The 14,701-nt window shown below is 47.2% G+C and carries 13 protein-coding genes; 11 read left to right on the plus strand and 2 right to left on the minus strand.

Annotation, left to right across the window (positions count from 1 at the left end; genetic code table 11):
• The first annotated feature begins 3 nt into the window (after positions 1–3).
• A complete protein-coding gene (locus tag KFE96_RS04025; protein ID WP_255834721.1) occupies positions 4–474 on the plus strand; it encodes a DUF1178 family protein in 471 nt (156 codons plus the stop codon).
• On the opposite strand, the gene ubiG is transcribed toward KFE96_RS04025, so the two are convergent.
• The gene (gene ubiG, locus KFE96_RS04030) at positions 471–1,247 is read right to left on the minus strand and encodes a bifunctional 2-polyprenyl-6-hydroxyphenol methylase/3-demethylubiquinol 3-O-methyltransferase UbiG (RefSeq protein ID WP_255834722.1); all 777 of its coding nucleotides are present in this window, start codon (positions 1,245–1,247) and stop codon (positions 471–473) included. The genes KFE96_RS04025 and ubiG overlap by 4 nt on opposite strands.
• 175 nt (positions 1,248–1,422) lie before the next feature.
• Between ubiG and KFE96_RS04035 the strand changes: the two genes are divergently transcribed.
• The 9 genes from KFE96_RS04035 to KFE96_RS04075 all read left to right on the plus strand — a co-directional run bounded on the left by KFE96_RS04035 (position 1,423) and on the right by KFE96_RS04075 (position 12,472).
• The gene (locus KFE96_RS04035; protein ID WP_255834723.1) at positions 1,423–2,649 is read left to right on the plus strand and encodes an aspartate kinase; all 1,227 of its coding nucleotides are present in this window, start codon (positions 1,423–1,425) and stop codon (positions 2,647–2,649) included.
• 32 nt (positions 2,650–2,681) lie between these two features.
• Positions 2,682–3,689, plus strand: coding sequence for a nitronate monooxygenase family protein (locus KFE96_RS04040; protein ID WP_247021657.1), 1,008 nt, complete (start codon positions 2,682–2,684; stop codon positions 3,687–3,689).
• Between the two features lie 62 nt (positions 3,690–3,751).
• The gene (ptsP, locus tag KFE96_RS04045; RefSeq protein WP_255834724.1) at positions 3,752–6,013 is read left to right on the plus strand and encodes a phosphoenolpyruvate--protein phosphotransferase; all 2,262 of its coding nucleotides are present in this window, start codon (positions 3,752–3,754) and stop codon (positions 6,011–6,013) included.
• A 279-nt stretch (positions 6,014–6,292) separates the two neighbouring features.
• Positions 6,293–7,168 (plus strand): helix-turn-helix domain-containing protein, encoded by an 876-nt coding sequence (locus KFE96_RS04050; protein ID WP_255834725.1) that lies wholly within the window; start codon positions 6,293–6,295, stop codon positions 7,166–7,168.
• A 144-nt stretch (positions 7,169–7,312) separates the two neighbouring features.
• Positions 7,313–8,425, plus strand: a complete 1,113-nt coding sequence (gene ispG, locus KFE96_RS04055) for a flavodoxin-dependent (E)-4-hydroxy-3-methylbut-2-enyl-diphosphate synthase (RefSeq protein ID WP_247021663.1) — start codon at positions 7,313–7,315, stop codon at positions 8,423–8,425.
• Between the two features lie 21 nt (positions 8,426–8,446).
• Positions 8,447–9,688, plus strand: coding sequence for a histidine--tRNA ligase (gene hisS, locus KFE96_RS04060; RefSeq protein WP_255834726.1), 1,242 nt, complete (start codon positions 8,447–8,449; stop codon positions 9,686–9,688).
• A 15-nt stretch (positions 9,689–9,703) separates the two neighbouring features.
• Positions 9,704–10,783 carry a peptide chain release factor 1 gene (prfA, locus tag KFE96_RS04065; RefSeq protein ID WP_255834727.1) on the plus strand — a complete coding sequence of 360 codons (1,080 nt, stop codon included), beginning with the start codon at positions 9,704–9,706 and terminating at the stop codon, positions 10,781–10,783.
• Positions 10,783–11,637, plus strand: a complete 855-nt coding sequence (gene prmC, locus KFE96_RS04070) for a peptide chain release factor N(5)-glutamine methyltransferase (RefSeq protein WP_255834728.1) — start codon at positions 10,783–10,785, stop codon at positions 11,635–11,637. The genes prfA and prmC overlap by 1 nt, the downstream gene beginning before the upstream one ends.
• A gap of 181 nt (positions 11,638–11,818) precedes the next feature.
• Complete coding sequence (locus KFE96_RS04075; protein WP_255834729.1) at positions 11,819–12,472, plus strand: DUF4167 domain-containing protein; 654 nt, start codon at positions 11,819–11,821, stop codon at positions 12,470–12,472.
• Positions 12,473–12,532: 60 nt separating this feature from the next.
• Here KFE96_RS04075 and KFE96_RS04080 read toward each other — a convergent pair whose 3' ends face one another.
• Positions 12,533–13,906, minus strand: coding sequence for a Na+/H+ antiporter NhaC family protein (locus KFE96_RS04080; RefSeq protein ID WP_255834730.1), 1,374 nt, complete (start codon positions 13,904–13,906; stop codon positions 12,533–12,535).
• A gap of 207 nt (positions 13,907–14,113) precedes the next feature.
• On the opposite strand from KFE96_RS04080, the gene KFE96_RS04085 reads away from it, so the two are divergent.
• Positions 14,114–14,581, plus strand: a complete 468-nt coding sequence (locus KFE96_RS04085; RefSeq protein ID WP_255834731.1) for a GNAT family N-acetyltransferase — start codon at positions 14,114–14,116, stop codon at positions 14,579–14,581.
• Positions 14,582–14,701 lie beyond the last annotated feature (120 nt).

Raw genomic sequence — 14,701 nt, forward strand, 5'->3', positions numbered from 1 at the left:
ACCATGATAGTTTTTGATCTGAAATGCGGTGAAGGCCATACGTTTGAGGCTTGGTTTAAATCATCTTCTGCTTATCAAGAGCAGAGAGAAATGGGCCTTGTAACTTGTCCGTTCTGCGATAGCGCTGAGATTACAAAAGCGCCTATGGCACCAAATATCGCTGCAAAAGGTAACCAGAAAGCAGAAGCCACTAAAGCACAAGAGCCACAAAACCATATGGCTGCAGGTGATAGTGGCGAGTTAAGCAAAATGGTTGCTGAGGCAGAAAAGTTTCTTACAGGCGTACGCCAACATGTGGAAAAAAACTTTGAGGATGTAGGCAATAACTTTGCCGAAGAAGCACGTAAAATCCATTACGGCGAAGCAGAAGAACGCGGGATTTACGGTGAAAGCACCAAAGAAGAAACGGTTGAATTGATGGATGAAGGGATCAACGTCCTGCCAATCCCTATGCCCAAGAAGGCGGATGCTTAAGCAGCGGTAACTGCCATCGCATAATTTACTGCCACATCTCTGTCTGACAGGCTCCATTTCTGCATAAATGGATTAAAGACAAAACCAGTAGGAGCTTTCGGAGCAAATCCTGCTTTTTCCGAAAACGCAGCTAGTTCCTTTGGTGTAATGAATTTGTTCCAGTCGTGTGCGCCAACAGGCAACCAGCGAAGGATATGCTCAGCGCCCACAATCGCGAATAAATATGCCTTTGCTGTCCGGTTGATGGTGCTGAGAAGCATGATGCCACCCGGTTTTAAAAGTTTACGGCAAGCGCTTAGGTAAATATCCACGTCTGCTACATGCTCTATAACTTCCATGTTGATGATAATATCAAACTGTTCCCCTGCTTCAGCTAAAGCTTCCGCGGTGTTATTGCGGAAATCAATTTCAAGCCCACTTTGTTCGGCGTGTAGGCTGGCAGTTTTGATGTTTTTCTCAGAAGCATCGACGGCAACGACATCTGCACCCAGACGGCACATTGGTTCAGAAAGCAAGCCGCCGCCGCAGCCAATATCCAGAAGACGCAAGCCTTCAAATGGCTTTACGAGATTCGCTTCAAGATCGAAGTGTTTTTCCACTTCCTGACGGATAAAACCGATTCGGGCCGGGTTCAGGATATGAAGCGGTTTGAAAGGGCCTTTTGGATCCCACCAACTATCAGCAATTTTTGCAAAAAACTCTACCTCTTCAGGATCAACTGTTGCGCCTTTTGCGGTTGATTCAGCAATATTATTGCTTTCTTCGTTCAGCATTTCTTGTGTTCCTGATAAGGTTTTCCTATGTTAGCGCCCTTATCTATGCTTGCACCGCAGCATGGCAAGCTTTAAACAAATGCGCTGTATCTCCATTTGCCCTTTACGATCTTTTTGGTCAAGTAGATTGCGGCAATTAGGCAGACTGTAAACATTGTAACGCCCGGGTTTATTTATGGCACGTATTGTTAAGAAATTTGGTGGCACATCGGTTGGTGATATTGACCGTATTCGTAATGTGGCAAAACGAGTGGCCAAAGCGGTGGAAGAAGGGCATGAGGTTGCAGTTGTTGTTTCTGCAATGGCTGGTACTACAAACCAGTTGGTGCAGTTCTGCCGAGAAGCAGCTCCTATGCATGATGCACGCGAGTATGACACCGTTGTAGCTGCTGGTGAACAGATCACTGCAGGCCTTCTTGCTATATGCTTACAGGAAATGGGGGTTCCAGCCCGTTCATTCCTTGGGTGGCAGTTACCGCTTCACACCAACAATGTGCATGGTGCCGCCCGGATTGAAGAAATTGAAACCGAAGCGCTTGAAGCCTGTTTTGAAGGCGGCCGGGTGGCCGTTTGTGCCGGTTTCCAAGGGATTGCTGATGATAACCGTATCGCGACCTTGGGGCGTGGCGGCAGTGATACATCAGCAGTGGCGCTCGCAGCTGCTCTTAAAGCAGACCGCTGTGATATTTATACAGATGTAGACGGGGTTTATACGACAGACCCACGTATTGTGCCAAAAGCGCGCAAGCTGGAAAAAGTAACTTATGAAGAGATGCTTGAAATGGCGTCTCTTGGAGCCAAAGTATTGCAAACACGTTCTGTTGCGCTTGCCATGACCCACGGTGTGCGCACACAGGTGTTGTCTTCATTTGAAGATAAGCCAGGAACGCTTGTTGTTAGTGAGGATGAAATTGTGGAACAGGAAGTTGTAAGCGGTATTGCCTATTCTAGAGGCGAAGCAAAAGTAACAATCGTTGGCCTTGAGGATCGCCCAGGTCAGGTTTCGCACCTGTTTGCACCGCTCGCGGAAGAAAACCTGAATGTGGATATGATCGTACAGAGTGCTTCTGAAGATGGTGCTTCAACAGACGTTACTTTCACAGTTCCAGAGGATGATCTGAAGCGTACGGTTAAGGTTCTTGAAGATAATAAAGAGACAATGAAGTTCCGCGACCTTGTATATCGCGGCAATGTGTGCAAGGTATCTGTCGTTGGTGTCGGCATGCGTAGCCATGCAGGTGTTGCGGGTACAATGTTTGATACACTCGCTGACAAAGGCATCAACATTCAGGTGATTTCAACATCTGAAATTAAGATTAGTGTAATTATTGACGCTGAATATACGGAGCTTGCTGTACGTGCACTCCATACCGCATACGGTTTGGATAAAGTAGAAGAATAGCAGCATTCCTATAAACAGCCGGGAAGATTTGTATGAGTGATACTGGTGCTGCACGCCTGAATGAGCTGTGGAAACGTGGTACAGAGTTTTTAGGTAGCGAGTATGCGATCTTGGGCGGCGCGATGACATGGGTGTCAGAGCGTAATCTGGTTTCTGCTATTTCCAACGCTGGTGGCTTTGGTGTTATCGCTTGCGGTGGTATGGATACAGATCTTCTCGCAAAAGAAATTGCTGCAACACGTGAGCTGACAGACAAACCATTCGGTGTGAACCTGATCACACTTCATCCCGATCTGGATAACCTTATTGCGGTATGCCGCGAACAGAATGTGAGCCACGTTGTACTTGCAGGTGGTTTGCCAAGCGGTGGCGCAATTTCAGCTATTAAAGATTTTGGTGCAAAGCTGATGTGTTTTGCACCAACCGCAACGCTTGCGAAGAAGCTTGTACGTTCTGGCTCTGATGCCATCGTTATTGAAGGTAATGAAGCGGGTGGCCATATTGGCCCTGTTTCTACCAGCGTTCTAGCGCAAGAAATTCTGCCTGTTGTCCAGAATGTACCTGTGTTTGTAGCAGGTGGTATTGGCCGTGGTGAAGTGATTGCTTCCTACCTTGAGATGGGTGCGTCTGGTGTTCAGTTAGGTACTCGCTTTGTGGTGGCTGAAGAGTGTGTGGCACACGAAAACTTCAAGAAAGCCTTTATTTCTGCCAAAGCCCGTGACGCAGTTGCAAGTGTGCAGATTGATGAAAAATTCCCGGTAATCCCGGTACGTGCCCTTAAGAATGAGGGCACAGAACAGTTTATGGTAACTCAGCGGGAAATCGTATCGAAGTTCCATTCTGGTGAAATTGCACAGGATGATGGTCAGATGCAGATTGAGCATTATTGGGGTGGTGCACTTCGCCGCGCTGTGGTTGACGGTGATGTGCAAACTGGTTCAGTAATGGCTGGACAAAGTGTTGGCATGGCAAAACGTGTTGAACCGACACAAAATATTATTAATGAGCTTGTAGAACAAGCCCAGAACCACTTAGGTTAAGGCCACCGTTTTAACCTTGAACGTACGTTCGCTTAATTTGAACTTTAGAAAAGGGGGTCTGCTTGACTGACCATGTAAGTCAGCCAAGATTGCTTTTGAGACGTTTGCACAGCGTGATGGCAAGCGGCGGTAAAGCACAAGACAAACTTGACCGAGTTGTTCGGGTGATTGCCCAGAATATGGTGGCAGAGGTATGTTCAATATACCTCTCACGTGCAGGTGGTATCCTTGAGCTTTTCGCAACAGAGGGCCTTAAGGAAGAAGCGGTCCACCAAACACGTCTCCGGGTTGGCGAAGGCCTTGTAGGCCTTGTGGCTGAACGCGGCTTACCACTTAATCTATCAGAAGCACCGCAACACCCGCGCTTTGTGTATCGTGCTGAAACCGGTGAGGATATCTACCACAGCTTCCTTGGTGTGCCAGTATTGCGAGCTGGTAAGGTAACAGGCGTTCTTGTTGTTCAGAATGTTACACCCCGAAAATACCGCCCAGAGGAAGTAGAAGCCCTGCAAACCATTTCTATGGTGCTCGCGGAGCTGGTAACTTCAGGTGAACTTGTTGACCAAGAAGAATTAGCAGAAGATGCTACCGATACAGGTGAGCCCGTAAGGCTGGACGGTATGGTGATGGCGTCTGGTGTTGGCGCTGGTATTGCCGTCTTCCACCAGCCACAGGTGAAAATCACCAAAACGGTTGCTGATGATGTGGATGAAGAACGTGTTCGGCTTGAAGATGCACTTGGCGCTATGCGCTTGCAGCTTGAAGAAATGATCCAGCATCCAGATCTCGCCCATGGCGGTGAACACCGAGAGGTTTTAGAAACCTACCGTATGTTTGCCTATGATCAGGGCTGGCAGGATAAAATGCATGCGGCCGTGCAGTCTGGTCTAACAGCGGAAGCCGCTGTGAATAAAATCCAGCAGGAAAACCGTGCTCGCATGGCAAAAATCCCTGATCCATATATCAGGGAACGGATTGCTGATTTTGATGATCTCGCGACACGATTGATCCGCATTATTCAAGGTGATGAAAGTAACTACCGTACACAGTTAACTGAGGATTCGGTTCTAATCGCCAGGAACGTTGGTCCCGCCGAATTGATGGACTATGACCAGCAGTATCTGAAAGCTATTGTGCTTGAGGAAGGTTCAGTTACAGCACATGTAACGATTATTGCACGCGCAATGGGTATCCCGGTTATTGGACGTGTTTCTGATTTGCTTACGCATGTTCAAACTGGTGAGCATATTATTGTGGATGCCAGCAGTGCCCACGTTTATGTCCGCCCAACCGAAGATGTTATTGAAAGCTACCGTAGTAACCTTGAGATACAGGAACAACTGTTCGCGGAATATGCTGCGGAACGAGAGCTACCTGCTGAAACGCTTGATGGTGAGCGTATTGACCTGTTTATGAATGCTGGCCTGCTTGTTGATTTGCCAAGCCTTGATAATACAGGTGCTTGCGGTATTGGCCTGTTCCGTACTGAGTTTCAGTTTATGGTTTCGCCAGCGCTGCCGAAGGTGGATGAGCAAACTAAAATCTATAAAGCGGCACTTGATGCTGCCGGCGACAAGCCTGTTGTGTTTCGAACACTTGATATTGGCGGTGATAAGCAGGTACCGTTCCTGCCCAGAGATGAAGAAGAAAACCCTGCAATGGGCTGGCGTGCTATCCGAATTGCGCTTGATCGGCCTGCACTTCTCAGGTTCCAGCTTAGAGCACTTCTTTATGCTGCTGCGGGTAAAACGCTGCATGTGATGTTCCCGATGATTGCCGAGGTAGCTGAACTGAGGCGTTGTAAGGCGATTTTGAACAAAGAAATTTTACGCCTGAAGAAATTCGATAAGGAACCACCAGTTGACGTGAAGGTGGGCTGTATGCTTGAGGTTCCGTCTCTAAGTTGGCAGCTTGATATTCTTCTGCAGGAAATCGACTTTCTTTCCATCGGTACCAATGATTTGATGCAGTTCTTCTTTGCATGCGACAGAAGCAGCCCACGGCTTGCTGACCGGTACGATCTATTGGCACCACCTGTGCTTGCTTTCCTTCATATGATTGTTCAGAGCTGTCATGAAGCCAATGTGCCGGTGACGCTTTGTGGCGAAATGGGCGGACGTCCCATTGATGCTATGGCGCTTATTGCACTCGGATTGAAGCGGCTTTCAGTATCCCCTACATCAGTAGGCCCCGTAAAGCGGATGATCCGTTCCGTTCATATGGGACAACTTAGAGATTTCATGCTTTCCAACATTAAATCGCCAGAGCATTCGATTCGCGACTCGCTCACTCATTTCGCCAAGGATCACGGCATAAAAGTTTGAAAAAGCGGTTTTTAGCCTAAAAAATCGTTTAAATTCAGCAATTTTCTATAGAATCTTAAATATATTTGACAGTTACGTAGAAATGTATTTCTTCTTTAGCGTGGCTTAAGAAAAAACCGTGATTACAACAACTAAGCCACTACCTCAGGCAATCTGACTACGGGGACCTCCGATTGTTTGTGGTTTCGATCAATTCAGGGGAGCTGATCGTAAATTTGTTGGTACCCGGTGCAAAAGCATTGGAACTGTTGGCAAAATAGTCAACAGGGGACGGTTATTATGAACTATGATAATGTATCAGTTTCTGAGTTGTTTAAAAAAGCCCGCGAAGAGCAGGGTTTAGATATTAAAGAGATCGCGTCTGATATCTGTGTGCAGTCGCATTATCTTGAAGCAATTGAAGCTGGCAAATTTGAAAAACTTCCTGAACAAACTTTCGCGTTAGGTTTCGTGAAATCTTATGCGCGTGTTTTAAAGCTTGATATAGATGATGCGGTAAACGCCTATAAAGCTGAAGTAGGTGTGGAAGAAATTAAGCCAATTGTTACTAACCACTCTCCAGCCACTACAAAAACACCTGTTAAAACTGGTTTGCCATCATGGCTTTCACCGGTAGCCGGGCTCGTCGGTGCAGCTGGTGTTTGGGTTTGGATGAGCGGCGGTATGGTAACACTTTCATATTCTGAAGCCTATGAAACTAGCGTTGAAGAGGCTCAGCTGGCTGCCGTTACTGCACAACTTGAAAAATCTCCGATTGAAAGTGTGGCTGCTGAGGCGAAAGCTGCCAAGTTTGTTGAGCCACCTGTTGATTTGCATGATACCCTTGCGGTGGAAACGCTAACATCATCTGCTACATCCCTTTTTCTTCCTGCTGCTCATGCTGATGAAGCACCAGAAGTTAAAGGTATGAACAAACAAATCCTTCTGGAAGCAGTTGAAGATAGTTGGGTACGTATCGGTAATCCTGATGGGACAGAAGTATGGTCTGGTATCTTGCGTCAGGGACAAACCTTTCGTCCGGAAACCGGTGATGTCATGCTTTTGTCTACGAGCAATGCTGGTGGTATCAAGCTTTCCGTTCGCGGTGAAACATCTGAATTGCTTGGTTCGCGCGGTGCTATAGTCAGCGAAATGCGTCTTAATCTTTCTGAATAAATTAAGAATGGCGGAGTCTTTTCGCCATATCTCCCTTTAAAATTTGATCAAAAAATACTCGGCGGATGGATTCCTTCCTTCCGCTTGTGGCGTTTCTCCTTTATAAGCCTCATAAACATGGCAGAACTGTAAGGATTAAACGCAATGAGCGTGCGCCCGTGGAGAGATGTAATCAGAAGAAAATCCCGCCAGATTATGGTTGGGAATGTACCTGTTGGTGGGGATGCTCCCATTACAGTACAAACGATGACAAACACTCTAACCTCAGATGCCAACGCGACCCTTAATCAGATCAGACAGGCTGAAGAAGCTGGTGTGGATATTGTTCGGGTTTCTTGCCCGGATGAAGCTTCAACCGCTGCGATGCCAACGATCTGTCGGGAGGCGAAAGTGCCAGTGGTGGCGGATATCCATTTCCATTATAAGCGTGCCTTAGAAGCTGCAGACGCTGGTGCAGCATGCTTACGCATTAATCCTGGTAATATCGGTTCCGAAGAGCGTGTGAAAGAAGTGGTGCGTGCGGCTAAGGCCAATGGCTGTTCTATGCGCATTGGCGTGAACGCTGGCTCCTTGGAAAAACACTTGCTTGAAAAATATGCGGAGCCATGCCCCGAAGCGCTTGTAGAAAGCGCTTTAGAACATGCCCGTATTCTTGAAGATAATGATTTCTTTGATTTCAAAATCAGTGTGAAAGCATCTGATGTATTTCTTGCGGTGGCTGCATACCATGGCCTTGCAGACGCATGTGATTACCCGCTTCACTTAGGTATTACCGAAGCTGGTGCGCTTCGTGGTGGTACCGTGAAATCATCCATCGGGCTTGGTTCACTTCTTTGGGCCGGTATTGGTGATACCATCCGAGTATCGCTATCCGCTGATCCTGTTGAGGAAGTGAAAGTTGGTTTTGAACTTCTGAAATCTCTCGGACTAAGGCACCGCGGTGTGCAGATTGTATCTTGCCCATCCTGTGCACGTCAGGCTTTCCCTGTGATTAAAACCGTTGAAGTACTTGAGGAGCGCCTCAGCCATATTCATACACCAATGAGTCTTTCGATTATTGGCTGTGTGGTAAATGGGCCAGGTGAAGCGCGCGAGACGGATATTGGTCTGACCGGTGGCGGCAACGGGAACCATATGGTGTATCTGTCTGGAGTGACAGATCATAAAATCACCGATGATAAACTCGTGGATCATATTGTTGAGCTTGTAGAAGAAAAAGCAGCACAGATTGATGCTGCAGCTGAAGCCAACTCTTAGCTATTTTTGAAGGAATTGACAGTGTCCAAGCTGCAACCAGCGCGGGGTACCCGTGATATTTATGGTGAAGACGCCAGAAACATGACTGCTGTGGTGGATACCTTCCGCCGTGTGGCAGGTACATATGGCTTTGAAGAACTGGCGACACCTATTTTTGAATTTACCGAGGTTTACAAACGCCCTCTTGGTGAAGCGTCTGATATCGTTTCGAAAGAGATGTACACGTTTGAAGATCGTGGCGGTGAAGAAGTAACATTGCGCCCTGAATTTACAGCAGGTGTTTGTCGCGCTTTTATCTCAAACGGTATGCAGCAGAAACTGCCGTGCCGTTTGATGAGCCACGGCCCGGCATTCCGGTATGAGCGTCCGCAAAAGGGGCGTTACCGCCAGTTCCACCAAATCAATGCAGAGCTTCTTGGTCAGGATAGCCCGGAAGCAGACATTGATATGATTGCTATGGCTTGGCGCTTGTTAAAAGATTTAGGTCTTGGCGATAAAGTAGTGCTGCACCTTAATACACTGGGCGATAAAGAAAGCCGCGCTGATTACCGTGCTGCACTTGTGGCTTATTTCGAAGGCCATAAAGATAAGCTTTCTGAAGACAGTTTGCGCCGACTTGAAAGCAACCCGCTTCGTATCCTCGATAGTAAGGACGAGAGCGATAAGGAAGTGGTGGCGAACGCGCCAAAGCTTTCTGAACATTTGAACGAAGCATCAAGCGCTTTCTTTGAAACAGTTAAGAAGGGCCTGGAAGCTGTTGGTGTGCCGTATATTCATGATGAACGTCTTGTGCGCGGCATGGATTATTACTGTCACACTGCATTTGAGTTCGTGACAACTGAACTGGGTGCTCAAGGCACTGTTCTTGGTGGTGGCCGTTACGATGGCCTTATCGAACAACTGGGCGGCCCTGCAGTTGCTGGCGTAGGCTGGGCAGGCGGTATTGAACGCCTTGCAATGCTTTCGGAAGCTGGTGGTGCACCTGCACGCCCTGTGGTGATAATGCCGATGGGCGAAGCTGGAACTATGAAAGGCCTCGAAGTTGCGGAAACACTCCGTACTGAGGGTTTTGTGGTAACGGCTGACCGTTCTGGCAATATGAAAAAACGTATGAACCGGGCTGATAAAGCGAATGCTGCTTTTGCTGTGATCATTGGTGACAATGAAGTGGAGCAAGGTGTGGTAACGCTGAAACGTCTGGACAGTGGTGAGCAGTCAGAAGTGACTTTTGCTGATCTCGCTACTGCTATCAAAACTAATTAAAGGAGCGTTCTACCCGTGATTACTGATGAACGTATTGCGCAGCTTCTGGACCGTTATAGCTACCTTGAGCATTCGCTCGGTACACCAGATGAGTTCTCGAACGAAGAATTCGTGAAGCTGAGCAAAGAATATTCCGACCTTGGCCCAATTGTTGAGGCAGCGAAGGCGCTTCGTGATGGGCGCCAGGAAATGGTTGATCTGGCTGAAATGATGGAATCTGGCGATGATCCTGAAATGAAGGAACTTGCTCAAGAAGAATTCCATGATTTGAAAGAACGTCTGCCAGAAATGGACCGTGAGCTTTCAATCGCGTTGCTTCCAAAAGATGCTGCTGATGAACGCTCGGCTATTGTTGAAATCCGCGCCGGTACAGGTGGTGATGAAGCAGCCCTTTTCGCGGGTGATCTTTACCGTATGTATGAAGGCTATGCGGCTTCAAATGGCTGGAAGGTGGAAATGATTTCATCTTCTGCGTCTGAAGTGGGTGGTTTCAAAGAAGTGGTTGCTAACGTAACAGGCCAGGGCGTGTTCGCGCGTCTGAAGTTTGAATCTGGAGTTCACCGTGTGCAGCGTGTACCGTCAACGGAATCCGGTGGCCGTATTCATACAAGCGCTGCAACAGTGGCGGTTCTTCCAGAAGCAGAAGAAGTAGACCTTGATATCAAACAGGAAGATTTCCGTATTGATACGATGCGTGCATCGGGCTCTGGTGGACAGCACGTAAACACTACAGATTCTGCCGTGCGTATTACTCACATCCCAACGGGTATCATGGTGGTGCAAAGCGAGAAATCACAGCACAAAAACCGTGATAAAGCCATGAAGATTATGATGGCACGTCTTTATGAAGTTGAGCGTGAGAAGCTACATGCAGAACGTTCTGAAGACCGTAAATCACAAGTTGGTTCCGGGGATCGTTCTGAACGTATCCGCACCTACAATTTCCCGCAGGGCCGTGTGACAGATCACCGTATTGGTCTCACACTCCATAAACTGGATCAAGTTCTGGCGGGTGATGGTCTTTCTGAAGTGGTGGAAGCACTTATTTCTGAAGATCAGGCGGAACGTCTATCAGCTATGGAAAACGGTTTCTAATGACTGTTTCCTACACGCCGCTTGCCCTTGTAAAGCAGGCGGCGAATATTCTCACAAACAGTGAAACGGCACGCCTTGACGCTGAATATCTCATGGCCGATGTGCTGCAGTGTAAGCGCATGGAGCTACCACTGAAGACTGGTGATCTTACCGTTGTTGAGGCGACAAAATTTGCGGGCTATCTTGAGCGCAGAAAAGCTGGGGAACCAGTAGCGCATATTCTTGGTGTTCAGGAATTCTGGAGCCTTGAGTTTAAAGTAACACCAGCCACACTTATCCCTCGGCCAGATACGGAAACTCTTGTAGAGGTAACTCTTAAGCATCTTTCTGCACAAAGTAAGGGCACCATTCTGGATATGGGTACAGGAAGTGGCTGTATTCTTTTGAGCTTGCTTTCTGAGCTCCCAGCATATCAAGGGATTGGGATTGACCGATCACCAGATGCTTTAGCCGTTGCATCAGAAAATACTCAAAACCTGGGGTTCTCTGAACGAACTGCTTTTTTGGAAAGTGATTGGTTTTCAAATGTTGAAACGCCTGTTGGCGGCTTTGCAGCGATCGTTTCCAACCCTCCTTATATCCCAAGTGCGGATATTGATGGTTTGATGCAGGACGTACGCGATTTTGAACCGCTTTCTGCTCTTGATGGCGGTGAAGATGGTCTCAATCCATATCCTGTTATTGCTGAAGGTGCTTTGGAACGTTTGAGGTCTGGTGGTTTATTAGCTGTGGAGCTAGGTATTCATCAGGCAGAGAGTGTTGCAGATATTTTTAGTGGTGTGGGTTTTGCGGAAATTGAGATAACCAATGATCTTGCAGGTATTGGGCGCGTAGTATCAGGGAAAAAAGTCTAGATTCTGGAATTTCTTTCTTGGAAAGCCAGAAAAGAGACGCTAATGTATAAATGTCTTCGAGGAAACCAGCTCGTTAACAGGTTCCGAAGACATACTCCGAACATTATCGAATTTCGATCTCGGAAACGGGCAGGTGAATTCTGCCATGAAATAAATCAGACACTGTTGGTATTTAATCCATATGAAACAGGCACAGAACCCGCGCAATAAATCGCGTGGACGTCCAGCCCCTCGTAAAGGCGGCGGAAGAAGTAATAATAGTAGTAACCAGGGTAATCGTTCTGATAACCGCCCTCGTGGTAACCCTAAGCAGCTGCTTGAAAAGTATAAAACTCAGGCGCGTGATGCTTTGCAATCAGGTGATCGCATTGAGGCTGAAAAGTGGTTCCAGTATGCAGATCACTATCAGCGTGTGTTGAATGACATGCAGGCGAACCGTGCTGAACGCGATGAAGAACGTGGTCGTCGTGGTCGTGGTCGCCGTAACCGGCCTGATGAAGCGGAAACAGCTGAAGTATCTGAAGAAGCGGCGGGTGAAGAAACAGTAACTGAAGAAGCGGCGGTTGATCCTGCTGAATCAGAACAACCTGTTGAAGTTCATCCTGAACTTGATTTAGCTGCCGAAACTGCCGTTGCTGAAGACAAGCCAAAACGCCGTACGCGCAAGCCTAGAGCAGAAGGTGATGAAACATCTGAACCTAAGCGCCGTGGTCGTAAACCACGTGAGGCAGCTGAGGGTGAAGGTGAAGCACCAAAGCGGCGTGGTCGCAAGCCAAAGGCTGTGAAGGAAGCAGAAGAAGCTGCCTCAGCGCCTGAAGGTGATGAAGCAGCATAAGCTTCTGTAAATTGTTAACGCTCAAGAAAACGGCTGCCCTTATAGGTGGCCGTTTCTCGTTTAAAGGACAAAGAAGCCAGCAATGAAATAGAGAATGAAAGCACCGCCACCGGCCACAAGGGCGTAAGGAAGCTGCGTTTCGACATGGTCAAGCACATCACAGCCTGATGCCACAGAGGATAATACTGTTGTGTCGGAAATTGGGGAACAGTGATCACCAAAGACAGCGCCTCCTAGAATAGCGGATAGTACAAAGGCAGGGTCGAGCCCGAGTTGCTGGATAATCGGTACGCCAATGGGGATAAATAGGGCCATGGTGCCGTATGATGTGCCCGTACTGAAGGATACAAAAGAGGCTGTCAGGAAAATAATGGGTACAACGGTGATTAGAGGAAGGTTTTTACCAACGATGCCTGCGATAAAATCTCCTGTTCCCAGTACCTTGAGGCTCGCGCCAAATGCCAAAGCAAGCACAAGGATGATTAGAAGGTTTACCAGCTTCTGCATGCCTTCATTAGCAATTTTAATCATACCGCTGTGAGTAAAACGGCCAGTTCGGTACATCAGGATATACGCTACACCTGTTGCCAAAATCGTGGCGTAAAGAATTGCTCTCGAGCCGTCCCCGTTAGAGATATTGCCGTTACCTGTCATATAGAGAATTGAGAAAATACCGCCAACCATCACAAGGAGCGGGATAATCATATGGCTAGCTTTGCCTTCAGGAATACCTTCTTCTTGACCTACTTGCTCCGCAGCCTTTGCCTCATATTTTTTCAATGGACCATGGGTTTTATCACTGAGGACGGTGTAAAGCGCGATGATGAGCGCAAGCCACGGATAGAAGTTGAAAGCGATACTTCCGATCACAGCGCTTAGTGGATCATCCAGGCCACTGGTCGATAGTGTACCAATAACATAGGCACCCCAGCCGTTTACAACAATAAACAGGATAGAAACAGGAGCACAGGTTACGTCTACCAAATAAGCAAGTCGTTCACGGCTCATACCAAATTTATCAAACAAACCACGGGATAGAAGCCCGGTTGTGAGCATGCTGAGGCTGGTTTCCATAAAGAGCATAATACCAACGAGCATAGTTATAAGGCCCGTGCGTTTCTTGGATTTTGCATAACCCTTTTCCACAAGCATTTTTACAAGCGCTGCAACGCCGCCGGAATGCTTCAAGAAAGCAATCAAGGCACCAATAAGAATGGTAAACATAAACAGCCGAATATTACTCGCACTGTTAAAAGTGCTCACGATCCGCTCAATGGTTTCTGGTGCACCGGCAAGGGGAAGAAAATCGCCATCCTTAATAAGAATGAGGGTTTCTGAAATGAAGAGGCCAGATAGCAATCCCAGGATGATATCCTTTTTCCAAAGCACGATCGCGATGGTTAGTATCTGAGGTAAAATTGTTAGCCAATCCATGATAACACTCTTTCAAATTTAGTCTGAATTGGCTTCTACCTTTTAGTTTGTTGGAAATAAAGTTCTAATTCACACAATATTTTGTGACTTTGTGGAATTAAATTCCCAATTTTTATCTGGATAACTCAACTCTATCTTTAGGGTGGGCTTTGAGGTTTAAATAATCAAAACACGAATGAGCGAGCAAAGAGTACAGAGGCCTGTTTTATGACCAAGATTACACTACGAACAGCGGAAGAGAGTGATTATCCTTTTATTGTAAGTCTTTCTCCAATATTGGCTCAAGAGGCTAGATTTGGCTGGCATAAGGCAGAAACTATTCAGAAGTTCCAAGATGAGTATATTGAGGAAATGCTGGGTGAGGCTGAAGAGCCTCATATCACTCTGATAGCCGACAGAGAAGGAACGCCCCTCGGATTTGTGCATGCCAGAGAAACCAGTGATGAGCTTTCAGGTGAAAAACGCTGCACGGTGCCGCTTTTGGCGGTGAAGGAAGATGCCCAGGGATCGGGAGCTGGAAAAGCTTTGATGAAAGCGGTTGAGGTTTGGGCACAAACGCAGGGTTACCGGTTGATGCATCTTGAAGTGTTTTCCACTAATAAACAGGCACGAAGCTTTTATAATGGTGCTGGTTATCAGGAAGAAACCATCCATATGATTAAAGCTTTGGACTAGTGGTATTATTCTCTGATGGCAGACTTGTAGCTTAATAGTTCTATGCCCACATAGATATTAGAACGTGCCCAACTGGGGCGTTCTGCGTAATATAAATTCCAATCGCTTCAAGAGAAGGAT

This window comes from Kordiimonas sp. SCSIO 12603, from assembly GCF_024398035.1.
Classification (GTDB): domain Bacteria; phylum Pseudomonadota; class Alphaproteobacteria; order Sphingomonadales; family Kordiimonadaceae; genus Kordiimonas.